This window comes from Collinsella aerofaciens (genome assembly GCF_964283865.1).
GTDB lineage: Bacteria > Actinomycetota > Coriobacteriia > Coriobacteriales > Coriobacteriaceae > Collinsella.
Window position 1 is genome coordinate 1 of the sequence record NZ_CAXYLS010000011.1, and the last position, 24,042, is coordinate 24,042.

General features: G+C 57.8%; 20 protein-coding genes. 7 read left to right on the forward strand and 13 right to left on the reverse strand.

All coding sequences use genetic code 11. The features are described from left to right. Nucleotides 1-361: 361 nt before the first annotated feature. Nucleotides 362-1,393, reverse strand: a complete 1,032-nt coding sequence (locus ACRX4W_RS06705) for a 3-deoxy-7-phosphoheptulonate synthase (protein ID WP_117635771.1) — start codon at nt 1,391-1,393, stop codon at nt 362-364. A gap of 340 nt (nt 1,394-1,733) precedes the next feature. Between ACRX4W_RS06705 and ACRX4W_RS06710 the strand changes: the two genes are divergently transcribed. Beyond that, nucleotides 1,734-2,246, forward strand: coding sequence for a GNAT family N-acetyltransferase (locus ACRX4W_RS06710; protein WP_117840477.1), 513 nt, complete (start codon nt 1,734-1,736; stop codon nt 2,244-2,246). Next, nucleotides 2,153-2,374 (forward strand): GNAT family N-acetyltransferase, encoded by a 222-nt coding sequence (locus ACRX4W_RS06715; RefSeq protein ID WP_158558647.1) that lies wholly within the window; start codon nt 2,153-2,155, stop codon nt 2,372-2,374. The genes ACRX4W_RS06710 and ACRX4W_RS06715 overlap by 94 nt, the downstream gene beginning before the upstream one ends. A gap of 376 nt (nt 2,375-2,750) precedes the next feature. On the opposite strand, the gene ACRX4W_RS06720 is transcribed toward ACRX4W_RS06715, so the two are convergent. The 4 genes from ACRX4W_RS06720 to ACRX4W_RS06735 form a co-directional block, all read right to left on the reverse strand. After that, nucleotides 2,751-3,920 (reverse strand): ATP-binding protein, encoded by a 1,170-nt coding sequence (locus ACRX4W_RS06720; RefSeq protein ID WP_197032249.1) that lies wholly within the window; start codon nt 3,918-3,920, stop codon nt 2,751-2,753. A 251-nt stretch (nt 3,921-4,171) separates the two neighbouring features. After that, nucleotides 4,172-5,548 (reverse strand): MATE family efflux transporter, encoded by a 1,377-nt coding sequence (locus ACRX4W_RS06725; RefSeq protein WP_117774348.1) that lies wholly within the window; start codon nt 5,546-5,548, stop codon nt 4,172-4,174. 96 nt (nt 5,549-5,644) lie between these two features. Further along, complete coding sequence (locus tag ACRX4W_RS06730) at nt 5,645-7,273, reverse strand: amidohydrolase (RefSeq protein WP_158550994.1); 1,629 nt, start codon at nt 7,271-7,273, stop codon at nt 5,645-5,647. 315 nt (nt 7,274-7,588) lie between these two features. Next, a complete protein-coding gene (locus ACRX4W_RS06735) occupies nt 7,589-8,581 on the reverse strand; it encodes a helix-turn-helix domain-containing protein (RefSeq protein WP_117774347.1) in 993 nt (330 codons plus the stop codon). 128 nt (nt 8,582-8,709) lie between these two features. On the opposite strand from ACRX4W_RS06735, the gene ACRX4W_RS06740 reads away from it, so the two are divergent. Further along, nucleotides 8,710-8,901, forward strand: coding sequence for a hypothetical protein (locus ACRX4W_RS06740; RefSeq protein ID WP_117774346.1), 192 nt, complete (start codon nt 8,710-8,712; stop codon nt 8,899-8,901). Nucleotides 8,902-8,936: 35 nt separating this feature from the next. Here ACRX4W_RS06740 and ACRX4W_RS06745 read toward each other — a convergent pair whose 3' ends face one another. The 5 genes from ACRX4W_RS06745 to ptcA form a co-directional block, all read right to left on the reverse strand. Next, the gene (locus ACRX4W_RS06745; protein WP_117774345.1) at nt 8,937-10,346 is read right to left on the reverse strand and encodes an APC family permease; all 1,410 of its coding nucleotides are present in this window, start codon (nt 10,344-10,346) and stop codon (nt 8,937-8,939) included. After that, a complete protein-coding gene (locus ACRX4W_RS06750) occupies nt 10,336-10,518 on the reverse strand; it encodes a hypothetical protein (RefSeq protein ID WP_147327489.1) in 183 nt (60 codons plus the stop codon). The genes ACRX4W_RS06745 and ACRX4W_RS06750 overlap by 11 nt, the downstream gene beginning before the upstream one ends. 374 nt (nt 10,519-10,892) lie before the next feature. Beyond that, the gene (locus tag ACRX4W_RS06755) at nt 10,893-12,098 is read right to left on the reverse strand and encodes an agmatine deiminase family protein (RefSeq protein ID WP_117635777.1); all 1,206 of its coding nucleotides are present in this window, start codon (nt 12,096-12,098) and stop codon (nt 10,893-10,895) included. Nucleotides 12,099-12,465: 367 nt separating this feature from the next. Beyond that, entirely contained in the window at nt 12,466-13,905 is a 1,440-nt protein-coding gene (locus tag ACRX4W_RS06760; protein ID WP_117774343.1) for an APC family permease, read from the reverse strand. Between the two features lie 132 nt (nt 13,906-14,037). Next, complete coding sequence (gene ptcA / locus ACRX4W_RS06765) at nt 14,038-15,111, reverse strand: putrescine carbamoyltransferase (protein WP_117736104.1); 1,074 nt, start codon at nt 15,109-15,111, stop codon at nt 14,038-14,040. A 329-nt stretch (nt 15,112-15,440) separates the two neighbouring features. On the opposite strand from ptcA, the gene ACRX4W_RS06770 reads away from it, so the two are divergent. Further along, a complete protein-coding gene (locus tag ACRX4W_RS06770; RefSeq protein ID WP_158558644.1) occupies nt 15,441-16,406 on the forward strand; it encodes a response regulator transcription factor in 966 nt (321 codons plus the stop codon). Between the two features lie 329 nt (nt 16,407-16,735). On the opposite strand, the gene ACRX4W_RS06775 is transcribed toward ACRX4W_RS06770, so the two are convergent. Further along, complete coding sequence (locus tag ACRX4W_RS06775; protein WP_117774341.1) at nt 16,736-18,940, reverse strand: ABC transporter permease; 2,205 nt, start codon at nt 18,938-18,940, stop codon at nt 16,736-16,738. Then, nucleotides 18,930-19,715, reverse strand: a complete 786-nt coding sequence (locus ACRX4W_RS06780; RefSeq protein WP_006234847.1) for an ABC transporter ATP-binding protein — start codon at nt 19,713-19,715, stop codon at nt 18,930-18,932. Before ACRX4W_RS06780 ends, ACRX4W_RS06775 begins: the two co-directional genes overlap by 11 nt. Before the next feature lie 148 nt (nt 19,716-19,863). On the opposite strand from ACRX4W_RS06780, the gene vsr reads away from it, so the two are divergent. The 3 genes from vsr to ACRX4W_RS06795 all read left to right on the forward strand — a co-directional run bounded on the left by vsr (nt 19,864) and on the right by ACRX4W_RS06795 (nt 22,961). After that, entirely contained in the window at nt 19,864-20,853 is a 990-nt protein-coding gene (vsr, locus tag ACRX4W_RS06785) for a DNA mismatch endonuclease Vsr (RefSeq protein WP_432299738.1), read from the forward strand. 498 nt (nt 20,854-21,351) lie between these two features. Beyond that, complete coding sequence (locus ACRX4W_RS06790) at nt 21,352-22,281, forward strand: helix-turn-helix domain-containing protein (RefSeq protein ID WP_432299740.1); 930 nt, start codon at nt 21,352-21,354, stop codon at nt 22,279-22,281. Between the two features lie 56 nt (nt 22,282-22,337). Beyond that, nucleotides 22,338-22,961 (forward strand): HAD family hydrolase, encoded by a 624-nt coding sequence (locus ACRX4W_RS06795; RefSeq protein WP_089572377.1) that lies wholly within the window; start codon nt 22,338-22,340, stop codon nt 22,959-22,961. A 221-nt stretch (nt 22,962-23,182) separates the two neighbouring features. On the opposite strand, the gene ACRX4W_RS06800 is transcribed toward ACRX4W_RS06795, so the two are convergent. After that, nucleotides 23,183-24,040 carry a class II fructose-bisphosphate aldolase gene (locus ACRX4W_RS06800; RefSeq protein ID WP_432299743.1) on the reverse strand — a complete coding sequence of 286 codons (858 nt, stop codon included), beginning with the start codon at nt 24,038-24,040 and terminating at the stop codon, nt 23,183-23,185. Nucleotides 24,041-24,042: the final 2 nt, after the last annotated feature.

Consider the following 24,042-nt stretch of genomic DNA (forward strand, 5'->3'; position numbering starts at 1 on the left):
CCCGTTCTGGGCGCGCCTCAATCGTAGCCCGAGACGGGCCCGGGCTGACAATTTCGACTGTAATGGACGTTCTTAAACGACTAGTCAAACAACAAGAACGTCCCCAACAACTACTTATAAACGGCAGACTATCCACTCTCATTCTGCGAGCACTCATTTAAGTCTGTCCCCAATGAGTGCCCTGGAGCAGGACAACTCCGCAGGTAGAGGACGGACAGCGAGCGCCGTCCAGAGCGTACAAGTTGGCATGAAAAAGGCAGGGCATTGACCTTCTGGTCATGCCTTGCCTTTTGAATGACAAATTGTCGCTCTGGGCGGCGCGCAGCGTCGAGCCGTTACGCGGGTTGGTAAACCCGCGTAACTAAACACGCTCCGCGATCTCGTGGATCAGATAGTCGGTCTTTTCCCAGCCCAGGCACGGGTCGGTGATCGACTTGCCAAAGACGCCGCCGTCGACCGGCTGGTTGCCATCCTCCAGGTAGGACTCGATCATAAAGCCCTTGACCAGTTTGGAGATGGATTCGTTGCGGCGACAGCTGTCGAGCACTTCCTTGCAGATGCGATACTGCTCCAGCGGGCGCTTGCCCGAGTTGTCATGGTTGCAGTCGATAACCGCCGCCGGGTTGGCGTAGCCGGCGTGCTCGGTATAGCGCTCGGCAAGGCGCTCCAGGTGCTCGTAGTGGTAATTGGGGTAAGTGCGACCGTCGAGACCGATGTAGCCGCGCATGACGGCGTGCGCGAGCGGGTTGCCGTCGCACTCGACCTCCCAGTTGCGGAAGATAAAGCTCTGGTGCGCCTGGGCGGCGTAGATGGAGTTGAGCATGACGGTAGTGGAACCGGCTGTAGGATTTTTCATGCCCACCGGCACCGAAATGCCGCTCGACACCAGACGGTGCTCCTGGTTCTCGACCGAACGCGCACCCACGGCGACGTAGCTCAACAGGTCGACGAGGTACTGGTAGTTGGACGGGTAGAGCATCTCGTCGGCAGTGAAGAAGCCAGTCTCCTCGATGACGCGCAAGTGCATGTGGCGAATGGCCTTAACGCCTTCGAGCAGATCGTCGGGCGCCTCGGGATCGGGGTTGTGCAGCAGGCCCTTGTAACCGGTGCCCTTGGTGCGCGGCTTGTTGGTGTAGACGCGCGGGATGATGATGAGCTTGTCCTTGACCTCCTCGGCGGTTTTGGCCAGGCGGTTCATGTACTCGAGGACCGAGTCCTCGCGGTCGGCAGAGCACGGTCCGATGATGAGCACCTTGCGCGCGTCCTCGCCGGTAAAGACCTTGGCGACCTCGGCGTCGAATGCCTGCTTCTTAGCAGTAAGCTCAGCGGACAGCGGCATTTCCTCGCGGATCTCCATGGGGATCGGCAGCCTGCGTTTAAATTCCATGGCCATGCGGGGCCTCCTCAATCAAAGAAGTCTAAGCTTGAATCGTCGAATGCTCGGCATTATCCGCTGTCGCACGCTAAAGTGCAAGCACGACCAACCAAAAAGGGAATGGATAACGCGCGGGTCGCTTACCACGAGAGTGGATAATCTCCCGTTTTTGGCCTAGGATCGCGCTGAAAGTGGGAGATTATCCACTCTCGTCGAGCAAGCGTCCGAAAATCCTCGCTCGTGGCCCCTTTTCCTCCGTCCCCGAGGGAACGGGACTCGTCTGCCGAATGATTGATGCGGCGACGGCGCGCCCATGTCACACTCAGAGGTGGCCTGACCCACCTTGGAAGGAGCCTCCATGAGCCTTGACAACGTAACCCTGCGCGCCGCCACGCTCGACGACCTGGCTGGCATCGCCGCCATCTACAACCAGCTGTGGTGCAACACGCTGCGCAACCGCGGTGACGTCGAAGCTGCCGATTTCTGCGCGCGCTTTAACATCACCATGCAGCTACAGCGCTCACCTATCGCGCTTGTCGCCGAGGCCGAGGGCCGCATTATCGCCGCCTGCTGCATCGGCATCTTCGAGGACGGCAAGCCGCGTACCAATCCCACGTGGGTGCCCTGCTACGACGAGATGTTCGCCCAGGCAACCGAGATGGCAAAGACCGCCGACGCCAAGCTCGAGGGCTCGCTCTTTGGCGACAGCCGCGAGAAGGCCACGGCCGACCGCTTTGCCGCCACGGGCAATGAGTATGCCCAGGGCTCATCATCATCGTGCCCGAGTGGCAGGGCAAAGGGCTCGGCCGCGCGCTCATCGACCTTGCCCGCGCCGAGCTCGCCCGGGCAGGCTGCACCAAGTTCTTCCTGATGAGCGACTGCAACTCTGACTGGCAGTTCTACGAGCACCTCAACATGAAGCGCATCCTAGAAGATCACAGCCAAGACACCGGCGACGGCTTTATCGTCTACATGTACGGAGGCGACACGCAGGATTAGCCTGTGTGCCGCCTCATGGGCTTTCTCCAAGACAGCCCAAACCGGTCAGCCATACCAAATAGAGACCTGCCAAAAAGGGACAGGTTTATTTTGGCAGGTTTTATCTGGGAAAACACCAAGGCCGCCGCGAGGGAACTACTTTCCCTCGCGGCGGCCTTCTAACAGCAAAAACCAAGTGAGTAGATTTTTTGCAGGAATCCGAGCACACGCCAAATCGCCACAGCGCTGACCTGCAGTTTTACCGAGCATTTGTCGCGATGTGCTCGGTAAATCCAAAAAAGTCTACTCACTTGCATCTGAGGCGCACCGGATCGGCAAAAAACCGCCGCGAAAGGGATCCGGACCCTTCGCGGCAGTTGTTAATACGCCGAACTTGTTATCGCAAAAGCCAATCACGCGCCGAGACCACGCTACAGTCTTTCGACTCATACGTTGAATCCACGCGGGCCACAACATAGCGCGCATCTTTTGCAATGTCGATCTCATCGCATACAGCCTGTAAATGGCGGGCGTACTTATCGTGATACGTTCTGGATGATTTTATTTCGATAGCCTTGGGACTCCCTGAGTTTGTGCAGTCGAGCAAATCGATTTCTCGCTTGCCGTCGTCCCTATAGAAATACAACTCGGGATTCTCGCCCACGTTGAGATGGCTCTTCGCCGTTTCGGAAACGATGAGGTTTTCGAAAACTGCCCCCAGATAAGGGCTCTCCAAAAGTTGCTCCAGTGATCCAATTTTGAGCAAGTAGCAGAGCAGCCCCGTGTCGTAAAAATAAAGCTTGGGCGTTTTAGTCAAACGTTTCCTGGCATTTGCATAATAAGGCTGCAGTGAAAACGTCAGGTAGCTCTGCTCCAGGATAGACAACCAGCTTTTAATGGTCGATACGTTCACACCCGTATCTCGAGAAAGCGAAGATATATTAATGAGAGCACCGGCGCTCTGGGCAATTATGGACAGTAACTTATGAAACTCCGCTTTATTGCGCACGTCAAGCAAGCCCACAACATCGCGCTCAACATAGGTATCAATATAGCTGGGGAAATAAACCGAGGACGGCATTCCGGCGGAACGCAGGCGAGGGTATCCCCCTTCGAGCGCAAACAAATCCACTTCCAACTGCCCCTGCTGGCCCCTCTCCGCTTCTCGAAACGAAAATGGCAGCAATTTTAAGATCCCGACTCGCCCGGCAAGAGACTGGCCGATGCTTTTCATCATCAAAAAGTTTTGCGATCCCGTAAGGATGTATTGACCGGCATCTCCCCGCTCATCCGAAACAACCTGGATCATCGAGAACAAATCCGGGGCGTATTGCGCCTCATCGATGATGAGTCCGCCCTTTCGGTTGCGGATAAAACTCACCGGATCCTCCAAGGCCGCGCGCCTCGTTTGGGGGTCCTCAAGCGTGACATAGGAATAGTCGGGAAAGGCATGCCTAACCAGCGTAGACTTTCCGCTCTGCCTAGGCCCCGTCAACGACACAACAGGAAACCAACCCGCCATGCGAATGAGCAACTCATGCAAATCCCTGTTAATGTACTCGGCCATATCAACGCCCCTTATAACGCTGTTACCATAATCGTATAGTATCATTTGCCATAATCTCGCAGTAGCGTTTTCCATAATCTTGTAGTAGTGTTTTCCACAATCTTATAGTAGCCCAGTTCAAAAACGTTATTTATAGAGCCGAAATCTCAGACCCTAAATAACAATAGCCACCACAATGGGAACTGTCCCCATTGCGGTGGCTTGCAGGCGAGTTGACTTATTCGACTATCGCGGGCCGGCCGTGTCCGAGTCTAGAGCGTGGCAAGTCGCTTGGATTCGCGGACGGCGAGGGCGATGGAGATAAGACCAGTGATGGCGTCAGCCGCCACCAAGGCAAACCAGACACCCTGAACGCCCATCATGTTGCCAAGCAGGTACATAAGCGGCACGGAGCAGATCACGTAGCGGAGCAGACCGGTGAACGTGGCGATACCCACCTTCTCAACCGCCTGGAAGTACATCGACATGGTCATGGCAAGATAGCCCAGGGCCACGGCCAGGATAACGATGCGCGTGGCGTTGGCGGCAACCTCGACGAGCGCCGGGTCGCTACCAGCAAAAAAGGCGCAGACCGGCGTTGCGGCCACCCATAGCACAGCAGACACCGCAGCAAGCGTCACGACCTGGTACTTAAGCGTGCAGGAGAGCGTTTCCTTGAGGCGCGCCCACGCCTTGGCGCCGGCGTTGAAGGCGGCAATGGGCTGCAGGCCGTACGAGAAGCACTGGGCGACCATCATGGTAATGTAGAGGATGTAGCCGTTGATCACACCAAAGGCCGCGATGTAGAGCGAACCCATGTCGCCGCCGAGCTGGCCAAGCAACGAGTTGGCAACGGTGTTGAAGATGAACGTGGCAGCTTGCACCAAAAAGAACGGGAAACCAATCTTAATGATCTGGCCGCAGATGGCCATGTCGAGTTTGAGGTCGGCGGCGTTGATCTGGAGCTGCGACTTCTTACCGCCGATGAACCAGAAGATACCGATGGCCCAGATACCGATGGAAAGACCGTAGTACACGCCAGCTCCCATAACGCCAAGCTTGAGCACAAACGTGGAAAGCGCAAGCCAGCAGATAGCGACGATGGCAGACACGGTCATGAGGTTGGCCTGGATCTGAACCTTCTCGTCCACACGCATGACGGCGGTGACCATCTGACCAATGACCGTGAGCGGCAGCAGCACGGAGAAGGTGCGCACGCCGGCAACGGTATCGGTCATGATGTCGGGCGTGGCGCCGAAGAATGCGCAGATGGGCTCGGTAAACACAGCCATCACCACAGCAAGCAGCACACTCACAATCGTGGTAAGCCAAAAACCCTGGCTAAACGCCTTGCTGGCGCCCTTAATGTCGCCGGCACCCAAAAGGTTGCCCACCACGGCGGGCACGCCGGTGCCAAACAGGTTGCCAAAGGCCAGGTTAATGTACTCGACCGACATGATGATCGAAACACAGGCCAGGCCGTGTGCACCCAGGCCCCAACCCATCACGAGGCCCTCAAGGACCACCATGATAATCTGGGCGAGCATACCCTGGCCGGTGATGATGGTGTACTTGCGCACCAGGCCGGGAATCGGCTGCGAGGCAAGCTCACGCTCCTCCTCAACAGCGGCGGTTGTCTCTTCTGCCATTGTTCTCCCCTTTCCATGAGAGATTGATGAATGGATGGATGAATGGATGGGCGGCACGCACAGGCTGTGGCACCGCCCAGCGATGCAGCAGCCCCGCTAGGCCTCGTAGACCACCTTGCCGGCAATCATCGTGAGAGACGCCGTGGCCTCGAGGACCTCAGCCGGTTCGCAGTCAAAGAGGTTGCGGTCGAGCACACAGATATCAGCCTGTTTGCCGCATGCGAGCGTACCGATGCGATCCTCGGCATGCATGGCGTAGGCGCTGCCGTAGGTGTAGGCGCGCAGGGCCTCGGCCATGGTAATGCGCTCCTGGGGGAACCAGCCCTCGGGGTTGGAGCCGTCCTCGAGCATGCGGAAGACCGCGCCGTACACCTCCTCCATGGGCTCCAAGCCCACAACGGGGAAGTCGCTGCCCAAGTGCACCACGGCACCGCTGGCAAGCAGGCTGTGCAGGGGCCACGAAAGCGCTGCACGCTCGGGGCCCACGGCATCGTCCTTGGCAAGGTCAGCCATATCGAGCAGCATGTGCCACGGTTGCATGCCGGGGCATATACCAAGCTCCGCGTAGCGCGGCAGATCCTCGGGCTGAACCGTCTCGTTGTGCTCCATGGAGTGGCGGCAACCCCGCTTACCATGCAAGCGCTCGCCCTCCTCAAAGCAATCAAGCACAAAACGCACCGAGCGATCGCCGATCGTATGGACGCGCGTGTCAACGCCCCATTCCTGCGCCCTGACAATGGCGGCACGGATGCGCTCTGGATCCTCCGCGGGCTCACCGCAGGTATCGGGCGCATTGCTATAGGGTTCAAGCATCCAAGCGGTGTGGTCGGAGCACACGCCATCAAGAAACTGCTTAAAGCCGTGCCACTCGACCTGCGTACCCGAGAAGGCGTATTTCTCCTTGATCTGCTCGAGCGTTAAGGACTCGTTTTCGAACAGATCGGTGTACAGGAACACGCGCAGTGGCAAGTCGCCCTTGGCATTAAGACCTGCCAACACCGCATACGGGTTTTCCATGCTCACAAACGTAGGATTGACCATGCCGACCGTAGTGATTCCCAGGGCATTGGCGCGCCGGGCGGTTTTTGCAAACGACGCGTCAACAACCTCGGGCGCTGGGTCGTAGACCTCGTCCATAAAGAAGACGCCGGCGTTGTTGGAAAACACGCCCGTCAGATTGCCCTCGGCATCCTTAAGGATCTTGCCGCCTGCGGGATCGGGCGTCTGCGAAGTTACTCCCACCTTGTTGATGGCGCAGGTATTGGCACTAAAGGTATGCAGGTCAACCTGCTGCAGAAAGACCGGGCGGTCCGAGATGTACTCATCGATCATCGCGGCTGTGGGCATCTCGGGGACATCCCACTGGAACTGGATAATCTGGCAGCCCAGAATCCACTCGTTATCGGGATGGTCGGCCGCAAACGCCACGACACGTTCCATCGCCATCTCAAAACTGGTGCAGTCGATGAGGTTGACGGCAAAATCGGGGTCGGTCATAAACGCGCCCTGGGCAAAATGCGTGTGTGAGTCGATCAGGCCGGGCATGACGAGCTGGTCGCCAAAGTCGCGCACCTCGGTATCGGGACCGATAAACGGTGCCAGGTGAGCATCGTCACCGCAGGCAACAATCTTATCACCGCGCACGGCAACGCCGCCCTTAAACGGCTCGAGCCCATCGCCGGTAAAGACGGCGTTGCTCTTGATAACTACATCAGCCTTGTCCATGTGAGCCTCCTCAGGCATCTTTGGTTGCAACGCGGACGCACCGCCCGCGTGGGCACTCGGTTGGGAGCGTAGCGCTCCCGCATCGGCGCGTGCCTACAAGCCGTGCTCGGACGTCTGTCCCACGTCCGCGGCTTCGCGCTACACCCATTGATACACAGGGGCAAATCCGTGCCAAGGCCAGGGATCGCAAACGGTCAGTTTAAGCAGGTTTACACGCTTTACCTGCAGGTTTATTGTCTGAGATTATTACCGCGTCATTACGCCCAACGGCGTGCCCGCCCACACGGCAAGACCCGCATGCAAGGAAGAATAGGACTAGGAACGCCAAAAGGCATCTATGAGGTCATCTCGGTTGGAGACACCGCTTTTAACGTAGATGCGATGCAAGTGCGCCTTGACAGTGCCAGGGCTGATGACCAACTCGCTGGCGATGTTTTGGGCGTCGTTGCCCTTCAGCACCAGCGTGAGCACCTCCTGCTCGCGCCGCGACAGCTTACGGGCATCGGCATAGATCACAACGCGTGATGCTAGATCGTCCCCAGAGCGTGCGCTCTCGGCCGCCACGTCCTCATCGGCACGCGGATGACGGGCATACACGCGCAGGATATGGCTAAACTGGCAAAAGAGTTGGACCGCGCATGCCACGAGCAGCACGTTTTCGGAGATATTGCGCTCGGACAGATACCACAAAAAGAGGCTGATGACGGGGTTTTGAGAGTCGGGGCGGCAGAGCAAAATCATGTAGGTGTCCTCGGCGATTACGCAAAACGCAAGAACGAGTGCCACCTTCCAAAAGAGCTTTGAGCGGTCGAGGTCGAGTTTCTCAACACGCGTGGCCCTGTGCCGGTAATGCCAGGCGGCATAGGCAAGACATCCTACATTGCCCAGGTCACGCGTGAGCCAAAAGAGATACTGCTGCATCTCTCCGGCAGCACCGCTGCGAGGCACCAGCACCAATTGCAAGATTGAAAACGGCACGATAACAAGTCCGAGCATGCGCGACGTCGGCCTTTTGCGCAAGCGCGCAAACATCCACAGCACAATGCAAGCATAGATGGCAATACCGAGCACGCAGCGCAGCAAGGGGTGCTGCAGCGGCTCGCTAAAGGTAACGGCGTAGTCATATTTGAGCCGAGTGTACTCGTCAAAAAAGATGACCGACATATCGAGCATGTAGAGCAAAAAGCCCGCCGCGGCCACTAGGCTGTCGCGACGGTGCGTCATGAGCCAAACCACCAATGCCACGGCACTGGTCACCAGAGCCACACCCATGATAATCGTGGTGTAGATATAGAACGCGAAACTCATGCCCGCCTCCCCTGTCTAGATGCTGTGAGGATGTTGACAGATTCTTTGCCGCAAGATTAGACTCACCGATTAAACGTACTGTATCGTTTAGATAAACAAGCTGTGTCTCACCGATGAAAGGAGATGCCATGGCACCGATCGCTCCGCTCAAGATGCTCGTCGCGCCCGCCGCCAAGGCCATCACCCGACTCGGTTCTTCCATGACCTACGACGATGTCCCCTGCGCCGTTGAGGCGCGTTCGGACAGCTGCCCCTACCTGGGCCACGTCCCCTACTTTGCACCCAAGCTCGCATCTGATCCCGAGCAGCGTGAGCAGTAATCCAAGATGCATCTAGCACCGCACAACTCGCGGCGCTACTGTTTTGGCGCAAAGCGACCTGTCCCCCTTGCGCCAACGCCGGGATTGTCGATGCTGCGGCCGCGGCGCGATATGAGGCGCGAAACCTCGCCCAGCAACACGCCGATCACCACACCCATGAGGATCGGCAACTTTGACATCTCGGCGGGCGAGCTGTTAAGCGGCACGATTGTCGCAACAATCGAAAGCACGAGCTCTACCACCGGCACCGCAAGCGCTACCGCAAGCACCTTGCCCTCGAAGGGCGCGCGGAACACACGTGGGCGGTCGTCGTATTTACGCAGGCGCCAAAACGCCGGGAACATCGGGATATAGCTCATGAGCAGAAAGACGACGTTCATCGAGAAGAAGACCCAAAAGACGTCGGAACCTTCGCCCAGCGGAATCTGAAGTAGCAGCACCAAGCTGGCAAAACAACCGTTAATGAGTGCTGAGCCGTTGGGCATGCCGGTCTTCTTGGACACCAGCGCAAAGGGGCGCGGCATGTTGCCGTGGCGCGCGGCATAGCTCGCCACGTTGTTGACGCCAAAACTCCAGCAGATCATGTTGGCGAACAGCGTCACCAAAAAGGCCACGCCCACGACCATCGTCAGCGGGTGAGCGCGCCCCACCATGGCGGCAACCGCGTCCACAATGCCCGAATCGAGTGAAAGCTGCTCGGTGGGAACCGCGGCTCCAATACCGATGCCACAGATAATGTAGATCGCCGCGATGGCAACGCCACCGGCGATAACCGCCTTGGGGATATCGCGCGATGGGTTCTTCATCGTGCTGGCAAAGGTCGCGACCACCTCAAAGCCCATAAAGTTGAATAGGATGATTGAAAGATACGTCAGTGAGTTAGTGTCTCCCAGATCGGGGACAAAGGTCTTAAACGACATATCGTTGGCAAAGCCGTTATTGCAGGCAAACCAGATGCCGACGATTCCCACCACGGCGGTAATGAGCACCTTGATGACGGCGCCGCCATCCATGACCCAATCGGCCTCGGCCACCGGCTGCATTGCCATGACCGTGACGCCCCACACAAAGGCAAGCTCGATGGCAATTCGGACCCCAAGCGAAAATTCGATGCCCCATACCGCATTGATGACACTGGGGAACATGCAGGCGATACTTGCCACCCACAGTGGAAAGTTGACCCAATAGCACCAGGAGCAGCGGGCGCCCCAACGGTCGCCCAAGCCCAGGCGAACCCAATCGTACAGACCGCCCTCGGAATCGAACGCCGTACCGAGCTCGGCCACCACCAGGCCATAGGGAAGCAAAAACGTAATGATGAGGAAGATCCACCAGAAGAACTGCACGTTACCCATGGCAGATGCCGGAGCGGCCGCCTCGATGGTAAAGACAACGCAGATAACCGAGAGGATGACCTCGAACAGGGAGAACTTTTTACCTGCCACGACACGCTCCCCCTACAGCAAAAAGGATGGCATCTGTACCGAAGGCGCAGCCCAAGGTAGGGTTGCAGGCCGCGTCACCGGTGCAGGTGCCATCCCAAAGAGAAGAGAGGATGCAATTGTTGGACCAACGCTCGCGGAACAGGCGCGTGTAGATAACGATACGCTGGTACATAGATACTCCGATCAAAACGGCCGCGATTGCGACCGGAATCTTTTGGCAATTGAAGACGCGTCTGACCTGGGATATTCAAGCGAACAATTGGCCTAACCCGCAATAAATCCCAGATCAGACGCGTACTCAATCAAAGAGGCGGGCACTCCGAAGTGGAGGCAACGGAGTGCCCAAAGAAAAACCCAGCCGACCAAGACATCGAATAAACCGACCATCAATGCCCCGAGATGGTCACGGTGCGATTCATCGACTGTCCGATTGATCGGCTGGGTTTCCGAGGTGCGGCAGATTGCCCTGAAAGAGGAGGGCATAGACCTTAAGGGTCATGCCCGACGATTGAAGGGCAAGGTGCCGTGCCTCGGGAAGCCAGACAATTACGCGGACGGCTCCTGCTGCGTAATGCAGTGGATGTTGCCGCCGCCGAAGACGACCTGCTCGGACTGGACGCCGACGCACTTGTAGACGCCCTCGCCCCAGACCTCGTCATAGATCTTCTGGAGCGTGTCGACGGCCAGCTGGTCGTTCTCGTCGCCGTACTGCGGGACGATGACGCCGTGGTTGGTGACCAGGTAGTTCATGTAGGACGCGATCAGCGGCTCGTCGGGGACGCGCGGCTCGGCGTTCTCGTCGGCGTCGATGGTGTCGCAGGAGGCCTGGTCCATGAACAGCGGGTTCACGGGCATGCAGAGCTTGTAGACCTTCATCTTGCGGCCCTTGGCGTCAACGGCGTTGGAGAGGGTCTCGTAGGCAGCGTGGCACTGCTCGTAGAACGGATACTCGGGATCGTCGGTCCAGATGCAGGCCATGACGCCCGGAGCGATGAACGTGGCAACGTCGTCGATATGACCGTTGGTCTCCTCGGGGTCGATGCCCTCCTTGACCCAGATGACCTTCTCGACACCCAGGTAATCCTTGAGGTGCTCGTCCATGTAGGCGCGAAGCTCCTCGCTCCAAGGCTCAAACTTCTTGTGGAACTTGGGCCAGATGGACTCGGGATCCTCTTCCTCCTCCAGAACCGCAGAGCAGGTGCGGCCCGGGGAAAGCAGGCACTGGTCGGTCACGACAAGGGTGCCCTCGCCGTCGACGGTGATGGAGCCGCCCTCGAGGATCATGTCGTCGGGACGATAGCGACGGCAGCCGGAGAGCTCAGCCATCTTGAGGGCGATCTGCTCGTCCTTGTCCCACGGAAAGTACAGGCCGTCGACGAGGCCGCCGTAGGCGTTGAAGTGCCAGTGGTTGGCGCGCTTCTCGCCCTTGCCGTTGATGACGTAGGTGGCGGCGGTGTCGCGGAACCAGGCGTCGTCGGTGGTCATCTCGATAACGGTGACGTTCTCGTCGTTCTCGAAGACGGCCTTGCAGTTGGCATAGTCGACCTGGTTGGCGCACATATAGACCGGGGTGAACTCGGAGATGGCGCGGGCGATGGCGGCATACTGCTTCTGAGCCGGCTTGGCGCCGTGGGCCCAGGTGTCGGTGCGGTGGGGCCAGCCCATCCACACGCGATCCTGCGGGGCGAACTCGGCGGGCATAAAGAAGCCGTCGGCCTTGGGGGTGGACTCGGACTCGGTGATCGTACGCATAAGATTTCCTCCAAATCGAACGATCGTTTGCCGCGGGCGGATTACCCGCAGCCTAAAACCAAGAGATAGTGGGCGCCCGTCCCCCGGCAAAGGTCGGGGCGCCCGGTGCCGGTTTTCACGGAGCCGCACCGACGAGCGGCAACGTAACCAAGTGCGTGGAGACAAACGCACGAAGGATACGAGAGAGAGGTTGGGGCGGGCGGTGGTTACCGGAGCTATCGCTCGCACCCGCCCCAGGAAATAGTGAGCAAATTTGTCGCTTTGGGCACGCCCTCGAAGAGGCTAGAGTGCCTGGAGTCGGGAGCGACAAGCCCGACGAAGCGCACGTTGGTACGCGAGGAGGGTTGGAGCCCCAGAACCGGGTGCTCTAGTTCTCCTCGGCCTCGGCGGCCTCCTCAGCGAGACGCTGAGCTGCCAGCTCGGGAGTGAGGCCCTTGTACTCGGTCTCGCGGCCCTTAGCGCTGACGACGCGGACAACCTCGCCGATGAGCAGAAGCACGATGAAGATAACGATCATCGGGAGCTTGTCGCCAATTTCAGCGGCAGAGAACGGCACCAGCGTTGCAACGATGGCCAGGATCAGCTCGATGCAAGGGATGGCCAGCATGACCTTCATCATGGCACCCTTAAACGGGAACGTGAAGATGCGCTCGCGGTCGGGGTCGTTCTTGCGAAGGTTGAGGAACGCCGGGAACATCGGGATGTAGGTCAGCAGCAGGAAGACGACGGAGGTGCCGAAGAGCATCCAGAAGACGCCGTTGGAGATGGCATCGATGGGAACGAGCTGCAGGCACAGCACCAGGGAGGCAACGACGGCGTTGACCAGGTTGGCACCGTTGGGCATGTCGTCATCAGAGATCATCGAGGCGAAGACCTTGGGCATGTTGCCGTGCTCGGCAGCGTAGCGAGCAACGGAGTTAACGCCGAAGGACCAAGCAGCCATGTTGGCGAACAGGGTGATCAGGAAGGCAATGCAGATGACCTTAAAGATCATGGAGTCGCCCACCATGGTCTGGACTGCATAAATCATGCCGTAGTCGGGGTCGATGGAATCGGCCGGCACAGCAGCGCCGATGCCAAAGCCAGCGAACAGGTAGATCACGGCGATGGACAGGCCACCGACGATGATAGCCTTGGGAATATCGCGAGCGGGATCGGCCATGTCATCGGTCATGGTGCAGATGACCTCGAAGCCCATGAAGTTAAAGATGATGATCGACAGGTAACCGAGAGCGTTGGTGTTGGTGAGCTCGGGCAGGAAGGTGGCAGCGGACATGTCGTTCGCAAAACCGTTCTCCATGGCATACCAAATGCCCAAAGCGCCAACGATAACGGCGACGGCGACCTTGATGATGGCGCCACCGTTAAGGACCCACTCGGAGTCGGCCGCCTTGGAGCGGCCCATGAGGTAGACGATCCACACAAAGGCAAGATCGATACCCATCTTGGCGATCAAGTTGAACTCAACGCCAAAGACCATGCCCAAAATGTCGGGGAACATGGTAGCCAGCGAGGCAATCCACAGCGGGTAGTTGACCCAGTAGTAATACGAGATGCGGGCGCCCCATTTGTCGCCCAGGCCATCGCGTACCCAGTCGTAAATGCCGCCCTCGCCGTCATAGGTGGTGCCGAGCTCGGCAACAACCATGCCATAAGGAAGCAGGAAGGTCAGGATCAGGAAGATCCACCAGAAGAACTGCTGGTTGCCAATGGCAGCAGCAGGAGCGGCGGCCTCGCAAACGAAGACGACGCAGATGATGGTCGAAATGACCGTCAAAAAGGAAAGCTTTTTCTTTCCGTCGCTCATGATGAGCTCCTTCGCTCAGTCTTGGACAGATCCGAGGCCCAAGGTACTAAGGCAATTGCCTGAGCCTCGGTGAGCGGGCGACAGGAGACGAGCATCCGCCGCCCGCAAACGTGCGTTTAGCAGGCTTAAGGCTTAGAGCTGCTCGAGAGCCTCGAGAGCGGCGTGAAGCTCGGCCTTGGCGGAGTACTCGACACCCTCGTCGTTGAGCGGGGTGCGCTTGCCCAGGGCAGCGAGGAGAGCACGGATGGAGTGCTTGCGGTTCTCGGCCTCGACCCAGCACAGGGAGCGCTCGGGATCGTCCATAACCTCGTCGACGACTTCCTCGTTGCGAGTGGCCGGCAGGCAGTGCATGAACTTGGAGTTGGGGCCGGCGAAGTTCATCATGTCCATGGTGACCTGATACTTGGGGTAGAACACGTCCATGTAGTTCTCGCCCGAGACCTCCTCGTCGTACAGGCCATACCACACGTCGGTGTAGATGAAGTCGGCGCCCTTGATGCACTCGATGTCGTCGGAGATGACGACGGAGCCGCCGGAGACCTTGCAGTTCTCCTCGGCGATGGCCATCATCTGCTTGCCGAACTCGGCGCGCTCCTCAACGGTGCCAACGTGCAGGCCGCCGTCGGGGATCTGGTGGCCCTTGGGTCCAAACTGGACAAACTTCATGCCGACCTTGGAGGCGATGAACATGAGGGAGACGCAGACCTGGGTGGCGTCGCCGATGAAGGCCAGGGTGCAGTCCTCGATCTTCTTGCCCTCGGGGAGGTTCTCGAGCATGGTCATGAGGTCGCCCATCTCCTGCGTGGGATGGTTGAACTCGGACATGCCATTGATGACGGGCACAGCGGAGCCCTCGGCGAGGCCGACGACGTCCTTGTGACGGTCAACGCGAGCCATCATGATGTCGAGCAGCGAGCCCATAACGCGAGCGGTGTCGCCCAGGGACTCGTGACCGCCGAGCTGGATGGTGCCAGGGCCATAGAACTGAGCATGGCCGCCGAGGTCGGTCATAGCGGTCTCGAAGGAAAGACGGGTGCGGGTGGAAACCTGCTGGAAGATCATGCCAAGGCTCTGGTTGCGGAGCAGGTGCGGATAATAACCGTCAACCTTGATGGCCTTCTTCATTGCCAGGCCAAGATCCTCGATAGCCAGGATCTGCTCTTTGGTGAAGTCGTTGGTGTCGATGAAATCCTTAGGCAGCGCCATGTCGATTCCTTTCCGCCGGTCGTGCCGACTATTGCTATGAGGCGCTCGAACATCACGCCTCGTGTTGACAAGACCATCATTCACCCGTATGCAATTTTTACCTAGTTTATTCGGGATTAAAGACCGTTCACGGAGTTACACCCCCTCTAAACCAATATAAACCCGCAGGTAGCCAGCTTGCAGGGGGTTTACTATCTAGAACCGCGAACGGTATACGGCTATGCTGTATCTCGGCGCCTAATCCGCAATGGAACGAAGGGTTGAGACGTCTATATCCCACAAGGTATACAGGGCTCGGCCATAGATGAAATGAGATGGGACGGTGGCAGATGAACACCCTGATGTTCTTCTATACCCTAGCGATACTCGTGATCTGTATTGTGACGGCAGTGCTTTCGCTTGCCGCCTATGCCTCGTCTCGTCGACGCTTCTTTATCTATGGCAGCGGCGTTTTTATTTGCTATGCCATCGAGATGACCGAGATCTTCTTTTTTGAATACACGTTGCAAAACCAGAGTTTTCCAGCCAGCGACTATTACTCAATTACCATGCCTGTGTTGCGGACCCTTGTGGCGACCGCTTCACAAGCTTTTATCTGGCTCATTGCCATGGACTTGCTCGACAAACATTCAAAAAAGCAGTTTGTTATTCCCGTCGCAACGTTCTTCCTGAGCGAGCTGCTGGTCATTGTCGCTGTCCCCTACGGCCCCATGCATCAATGGCTCTACTACACGATGCGTCAGGTATTCCTTGTATTTGTGGGACTGTATATCTTTTGGACGGCGCATAAAAGCACGCAGGTCGAGCTTAAGGCGCGCGTCAACAATCAACGAAAGCACCTCATTATCGGCGCCATTCTGGTCGGGTGCATCGTTGCCGAGGATTTCTACAACATCCTTGTTGTTCCCATGAGCCTGGCACCCTCTTGGCTGCAGCTGTACCTGTCCGAGCGCAACTTTAGCGAGAACATCTTTGCGTGCTACTTTGCGATTCTGCTGATCATCTATGCCTATCACGTGCTTTCGATTCGCATGCAGGAGGCGCCCGAGGAAAAGAACGTCAGCGATCTTGATCGACACATCGAAGAGCAGATGCCCTTCTATCGCAACGCCTACAAGCTCTCCAACCGCGAAACCGAAGTCATGCGTCTGGTTGTGTTGGGCAAATCGAACCAAGAGATCGCTGACGAGCTCTTCCTTGCCGTGGGCACCGTCAAGACCCATATCCACAACATCCTGGTCAAAACTGAGCAGCAAAACCGCACGACGCTCATCCTCCACTTTTGGAAACGATAACCTACCAAAAAGGGACAGGTTTATTTTGGCAGGTTTTATCTGGGCAAATGCCAAAACCGCCGCGAGGGAGCTACTTTCCCTCGCGGCGGTTTTCTAGCAGTAAAACCAAGTGAGTAGGCTTTTGGCGGGATGCCGAGCACGCCCCAAAACACCACCGCCCTGACCTGCGGTTTTATTGAGCGTTTGGCGCGGTGTGCTCGACAAGTCCAAAAAAGTCTACTCACTTGCATCTGAGAGGCATCCGATAGACAAAAAACCGCCGCGAAAAGGGTCCGGACCCCGTTCGCGGCGGCTGTTCGCGTTGGTTTTGCGACGGTTTTGCCCGCTTGTTACTCGCTGTAGCGGGTGGCGATGGCAGCTTGTACCATGCCGGCGCTCATGAGGTACGTCACCAGGAAGTAGCCACCATAGGCTGCCAGGAAGATCGCACAGGTGAGGCCCACGGTGCCGCCGATGCTCATATTTCCGAATATGCTCACCAGCTCGATGATCACCTTAAGTGCCACAAAGGAGTGCGCTAGGCCCACTGCCAGCGGGAACAGGAAGAATACCGCTTGCTGCGCCATCACCGAATGGCGAATCTGGCGGTCGTCGCAGCCGATCTGTGCCAGCACACGATAGCTGCGGCTGCCATCGGCCACGTTGGAGAGTTGCTGGATCGACAGAATCGCCGCGCATGCAACGACCAATACAAAGCCGATGTAGATGGCTAGGTAGCTAATAAGACCGTTCATTTGCGCTGCTTGCGTGTACATCTCGGAGCGTGTGATGAAGGTTCCCCACGACCCCGGCTTCTTGCCGTCAACGAGCAGATCGTCGAGCAGAGTGTATTTAATGCTCTCGTCTGCCTCGGTCGTATCCATCCCCTGTTTGTAGTTAACGAGCAGGCTACTGGAATACGGCTGCAGATTAAGTTGGGACAACAGCTCGTCGGCAACGACGACGGTACCCGGATTACTGCCCATCGCCGAGTTGGCGATGGCCGCCGTATCTTCGTCCGACTTATCGGTTGCGGGCTTGAGCGTATGCCCGCCCAAGGTAAGGGCATGGCCACCAGCCATATACTTGGTGTACAGGTCGACCAGCTCGCCGCCCATATCACACGTGAGCAGATACTGGTCGTGACCGATGTGCACCGGCTCCTCACCCATCATCTGACGCAGTTTGTTGTACTGGCTCGCCGGCGTCACAAACAGACCCATCGTATCGGCATTGCTACCCCCGAACGCCTTGGGAAGCTTTTCGCCCATGATCTTGCACATCTCACTTGGGGTCACCGAAGGATTCGAGCTGCCAAACGGGTAACTCAGATACGAATCGATCTGCACATGCTCACCGGCAACATCGGCGATATCGACCTTCTTGCCGGTCTCGTCGTTGTTGTCCGCCGAACTGTCCCTGCCGTGCCATGCGGGGTACAAATCGACCGTTGTATCGGCCGGCACCATGCGATCGGCTTCATCAGACGGATTGACGTACTCTTTGTAGTAGTCGAGCGTATCGGGCGTGTAATAGACATACGTCTGTGACACGTCAACAGGGTTATAGCGCTCCAGGTTTTCGTTCATCACATTGGCAATCGACATACCGCACGTCACCGAGGTGATGGCCAAAAACAGGAGCATCGCGATGACGCCCATCGAAAAGCACACCGTGTTGACCTTGGCCGCAAGCTGGCGCACGGTAAACATGTTGAGGCCGCGCCAATACACGCCGCGCAGGCTCTGCAGCAGCTTGATGAGCATGCCCGAGAGTCCCCAGAACAGGGCAAAGGTGCCCACGGTAACCATAGCGGTCGTAATGCCAAACTGGTTCATGGCCTCTTGCAGCTTGCTGTCCGTCGCGGTTAGCGGGAACCCATCACGTAGCAGACGGTAATAGGCCACACCCACAAGCACCACGCCCACGGCAAAGATGGCAATCGCAATCCAGGGGTTGCGCGTCTTGATGCTCTCGTTGCGACGCTCGGCACCCATAAGCTCGATGAGTTTGGTACGACGCACGGCGCGAAGGTTCAGCAGTAGCGTAAGCACAAACATTACGAGCATGCAGGCAAGGGTCAGATTGAACGCATGCACCGAGAAAAAGAAGTGGAAATTGGCGATCTGTGTCTTAAAAAGCGAGGCCGTAAAGAACGTCATGAGCTGGGAGAGTCCCACACCCAGCACAATGCCGGCGACAAAGGCCACGACCGAGACAATCACCGTCTCGAGCGCCATGATCGTGGCGACGCGTCCGCGCCCCATGCCGAGCACCTGATACAGGCCAAACTCCTTCTTGCGGCGTTTCATGATGAAGTTATTGGCATACACCATCAAAAAGGCCATGACACCGGCCAAAAAGTACGTCAGGTCGCCGAGCATGCTGCCCATAACCTGCGCCAAGCCCTCTTCATCGATTCCGGCAATGTCGACCTGCATCGAGACGGTATTGAAGGCATAGAAGACCGTGACACCCAGGGTGAGCGTCAAAAGGTAGACGAGGTAGTCGCGGCCGGCGCGGCGGACGTTACCCCAAGCGAGTTTACAGAGCATCGGAGCCCTCACCGCCCATCATGGCAACGACCTCCATAATGCGGTCGAAGAACTCTCGGCGATCGGTGTCGCCGCGGCGCAGCTCGGTGAAGATCTTGCCGTCGCGAATAAACAGCACACGGCTCGTGTAGCTGGCGGCAAAGCTGTCGTGCGTGACCATGAGCACGGTGGCGCGTAGACGGCGGTTAAGAGCCTCCAGGCTCTCGAGCAGCAGGCGGGCGCTCTTGGAATCGAGGGCGCCGGTGGGCTCGTCGGCCATGATCATGGTTGGGTCGGTGACGAGCGCGCGAGCCGCGGCAACGCGCTGCTGCTGACCGCCGGACATCTGGTAGGGATACTTGTCGAGCACCTGACTGATGGACAGGCGCGCTGCCACATCCTGCACGCGGGTCGAGATCTCTGCCGAGTTTGTGCGGGCGATGGTGAGCGGCAGGGCGATGTTCTCGCGTGCCGTGAGCGTGTCGAGCAGGTTGGAGTCCTGGAAGATAAAGCCGAGCTCCTCGCGGCGGAACTGCGAAAGCTTAGCCTGCTTCATGCGTGTTACGTCCTGTCCATTGATGCGAATCGTGCCGCTCGTGGCGCTATCGATGGTCGAAACGCAGTTAAGCAACGTCGACTTGCCCGAGCCCGAAGCGCCCATGATGCCAACAAATTCGCCGCGGTTGACGGTAAAGCTGACGTCGTTGAGCGCACGGGTCACGTTGCCCAGCGCTCCATATACCTTTTCGAGATGCGCGACCTCCAGTACCGGGGTCGCCATGTGCGTGGTTTGCATACCGAGTCCTTTCTTGCGATTAGTCTACGGCATCTATAGTCGCAAGAAGCCGAGTCGGCTACCATCGATATGGCTTACGCTTGCCTTACCGTTGTGTAAGGTACGAGTAGCTAGCCTGCCACGTGTTGATGTTGAGAGAGGACTCCTGTTGAAGACTGTTCATGTTGCCGCTGGGATCATTCGCAAGGAAGGATCTGACGAGCTGCTTGCCGTGCAGCGCGGCTATGGCGACATGCAGGGACTTTGGGAGTTTCCCGGTGGCAAGCTCATGCGCGGCGAGACGCCCGAGGACGCCGTACGCCGCGAGCTCATGGAAGAGCTGCGGGTCAAAGTCACCAACCTGCGCGATTTCTACACCGTTGAGTATGACTACCCCGATTTTCATCTCTCGATGGAGTGTTACTACTGCTCGCTCGCCGATGAATCCGCTGAGCCTCAGAAGCACGACCGCCAGCTCGATATCCGCTGGATTCCACGCACCTCGCTTGCCACGGTGAAATGGATGCCCGCCGACAAGGGGCTTATCGATGCCCTGATTGAGCTGAAGGAAGATCGGCTTAAGGTCAACAGCACTGCCAACGACGCCGAGGCCACCACGGCCGACGAGCCCGCCACCAAACCCAAGCGCAAAGCCAAGCGCCGCAGCAAGAGGCGACCCAAGCCCGGTCTGCTCGACGGCATCGATACCTCGGACCTCTCCGCTGACGAGCGCGAACTGGTGCGCCGTCGCGCCGCCATCAAAAAGTCCATGAAGGGCAACAAGCGTGCCAACACCAAGCCCGAGCTGCTCGTACGACAACGCCTACGGGCCGCGGGCCTTACGGGTTATCGCTTGGAATGGAAGGTTCCCGGCAAGCCCGACATCGCCTTTCCCGGGCGCAAGATCGCCATCTTCGTCAACGGCTGCTTTTGGCATCGCTGCCCTAAGTGCAATCCGAGCCAGCCCAAGCGCAATGTTGAGTTTTGGGAGGCAAAGTTCCGCCGCAACGTCGAGCGCGACCGCGCTGCCGTGGCAGCACTCACTCAAATGGGCTGGACATCCATAACCATCTGGGAATGCGAGCTCAAAAAAGACTGCATCGACGCCACCATGGAAAAGGTCATCGAGCAGGTGCGCGCCGCAGAGCCGCAGCGCTAGGAACGAGCCGCCCACACGCCTCACACAGGCGAGCCATATCCGCGTCACAAACCTTAGAAAGTCCTTAAGCTCAAAACCTTTCAAGAGTGTTACTCGATACCTCTGACCTGCAGTTTCATCGTAACACCAAACCAGGTTAAGCCTTTCTTTAGCGCTTCTTTGCAGCAGCCGCGGCATAATACTGCCAACGCACAGGACCTAGCAGCACACCCCGTGCGCTACCTTTTGGTGGACATCGAGGAGGCCGCATAAGCATGCATTCTTCCAATGCCGTAACACGGCAGCCATCCCTAAAACATGCAGACCTTTTCTCCTTCCCCCCGACACAGAGAGACGGCCTCCTCGACTCCCCCACCACAAAAGCCAAACGCTCGACCAACCAGAGGCACAACTTGCGAGCATCGTTCGAAAAGCTCCAAGCATCCCTAGACAAGGCGTTCCCCGAACAGGCAAGAGCAATCTAAGCCCATCGCGCTTTATACTGATGCCATGCGAAACATGGATCACATAGAATTGCACCGCGGAGGACGCGAGGAAGCGTTTCCCGAGACCGCCGAAGACTGGCCCTATATTGCCGAACGCGCAGAATTCGCTCGCTATCCGGGCAATTCCGTCCCCTGGCACTGGCATTCCGAAGTTGAGCTTTTCTACATGGAGCAGGGAGCGATTGACTATCGAACGCGCGCGGCTCATGAGCACGTACGCTTTGAGGAAGGGTCCGCCGGCTTTATCAACGGCGGCGTTTTGCACAGCACGCTGCAATCACCCAATTCGGCGCCAGCCATTCAAATGCTGCATATCTTTCAGCCGTCGATGCTCGGCGATCCCGCGGGACGTCTCCAAAAGCGCTACATCAACCCATTGCTTCAATGTCGAGGCGTCGATGTGCTCAAATGGTCGCCCACCAATCCCGACGATATGCCCTTTATCGATTTGCTGAAGAGCTCCTTTAGCCACGACCTTCAACGGCCGCAGAACGAGATGGCGCTTCGAAATAGTTTGTCAGAGCTCTGGATTCAGATTAACGCCAAGGCCGAACCGCTCTTTTCTTCCGACGGCGCCTCTTGGATGACCAGCCGCGACGTACAGTTCAAGGCAATCCTGGACTTTATCCGCGCAAACTATGCAGCCGCTATAGATGTGCCCCAGATGGCATCTGCAGCCGGCGTAAGCGAAAGAGAGTGTTACCGCATTATCGAAACTTGTGCAGGAACGACCCCGGCGGCATATCTGCGCGCATACCGCGTAAACCGTGCTTGCGAACTTTTGACACACACCACGCGAACGGTCCAGACAGTCGCGCGCCAATGCGGCTTTGCGACAGCAAGCCATCTTGGCCAGGTATTTAAAGAACAAATGGGATGCACTCCTTCGAGCTATCGAGCAGTGAGGCAGAATCTCGATAGCACCAGGCAGAAATCCCGCTAACCCTTCTTCTGTCACTGCATCAAACTTGCAGGCAAACAACAGAGAGGAGCAATCATATGAAGCACTTTGACCATATCGTATTTGACGTTGATGGGACATTGGCAGATACAGAAGAAAGCGTTCTGTCATCGCTTGTCCAGATTGTCCAAGAAGAGACCAGCAAAACGCTTCCCCGACACGAGCTTGACTTTGCCCTCGGCATACCCGGCAAGGATGCCCTTGAGAAACTTGGGATCTACTCGCAGGCAACGTTGGATCGCTGGTGCCAAGTTGCCGCCAGCTTTAAAAGCACCATCAGCGTGTTTCCAGGTTTGCTTGAAGTCATCGCAACACTCGCCGATAGCGGCTGCAAACTTGGCATCGTCTCCTCACGTGCGCGCGACGAATACGCAAAAGAAATTGCACCCCTTGGTTTCGATAAGTATTTTGAGCACATCATCCTTGTCGAAGACACAACCGAACATAAACCCGCACCCGCACCCATGCTCGAATATCTCCGACGTGCGGGCGCGAATCCTGGCAACGTCGTCTACGTTGGCGACACCGTCTACGACGAACAATGCGCAACTTCAGCAGGGGTCAGTTTTGCCCGAGCAGCATGGGGATCACACCAAGATATCCCAAACGCCACCTACAACCTCAAAACCCCCAACGACCTACTAACCCTAACAACCAAATAACCCACGCGCCCCACCCTTTCAGCCCTAACGCCACAAGGGCGACGACCTCGAGTAGGTCAACCTGGGAGGGGCGAGGGCTTAGTTCCCCAATCTTTCCGCAGGGGGCAAAAAGCCTCGCCGCACGAAGTGCGCAGCGAGGCTTTTTGCATGCCCGAGGACGATTGGGGAACTAAGCCCTCGTCCCTCCCCGGGATATGTAGCGAGTCGAAGTACCCTTGCTGTTACTCTGCCTTGCCCACAGAGTTGAGGTTGGTCATGCGGATCTTAACCAGCTCGGTGATCTCACGCATGCCCTCCTTGGCCGGCTTCTTGGGATCGAAGCAGGCAGGGTTCTCGGCCATGTAGGCCATGAAGCCCTTGGTGTAGGCCTGACGCAGCTCGGTGGCGTAGTTAACCTTGCAGATGCCGTTCTTCACGGCCTCGGCAACCTGCTCATCGGGCACACCGGAGGTGCCATGCAGAACCAGCGGCACGTCGACGGCGTCGCGGATGGCCTTGACCACGGACTGCTCGATGTGCGGATCGCTCGTGTACACACCGTGGCTGGTGCCAACGCCAATGGCCAGCGAGGTGCAGCCGGTGCGCTCGACGAACTCCTTGGCCTCGGCCGGATCGGTGTAGGGGCTCTCGCCCTCAACCGCGGGACCGTCGTCCTCCTTACCGCCGACCTTGCCGAGCTCGGCCTCAACGGGCACGCCCATGGCGCGGCCAGCATCGGCGACGGACTTGGTCAGGGCAATGTTGTCCTCGAAGGACTCGTGCGAGCCGTCGATCATGACAGAGGTGTAGCCCGTGCGGAAAGCCTGCATGCAGCGTTCATAGCCATCGCCGTGATCGAGGTGCAGGGCGACGGGCACGGAAGCGCGCTCGGCGGCAGCCTTGACCATGCCGTAGAAGTAGTCCAGACCAGCGGTCTTGATGGTGCCCGGGGTGGTCTGCATGATGACGGGGGACTTGGTCTCCTCGGCAGCAGCCAGAACGGCCATAACAAACTCGAGGTTCTCGACGTTGAACGCGCCTACGGCGTAGTGGCCGGCCTGAGCGTCCTTGAGCATCTTTTCGGTGGTAACAAGTGCCATGA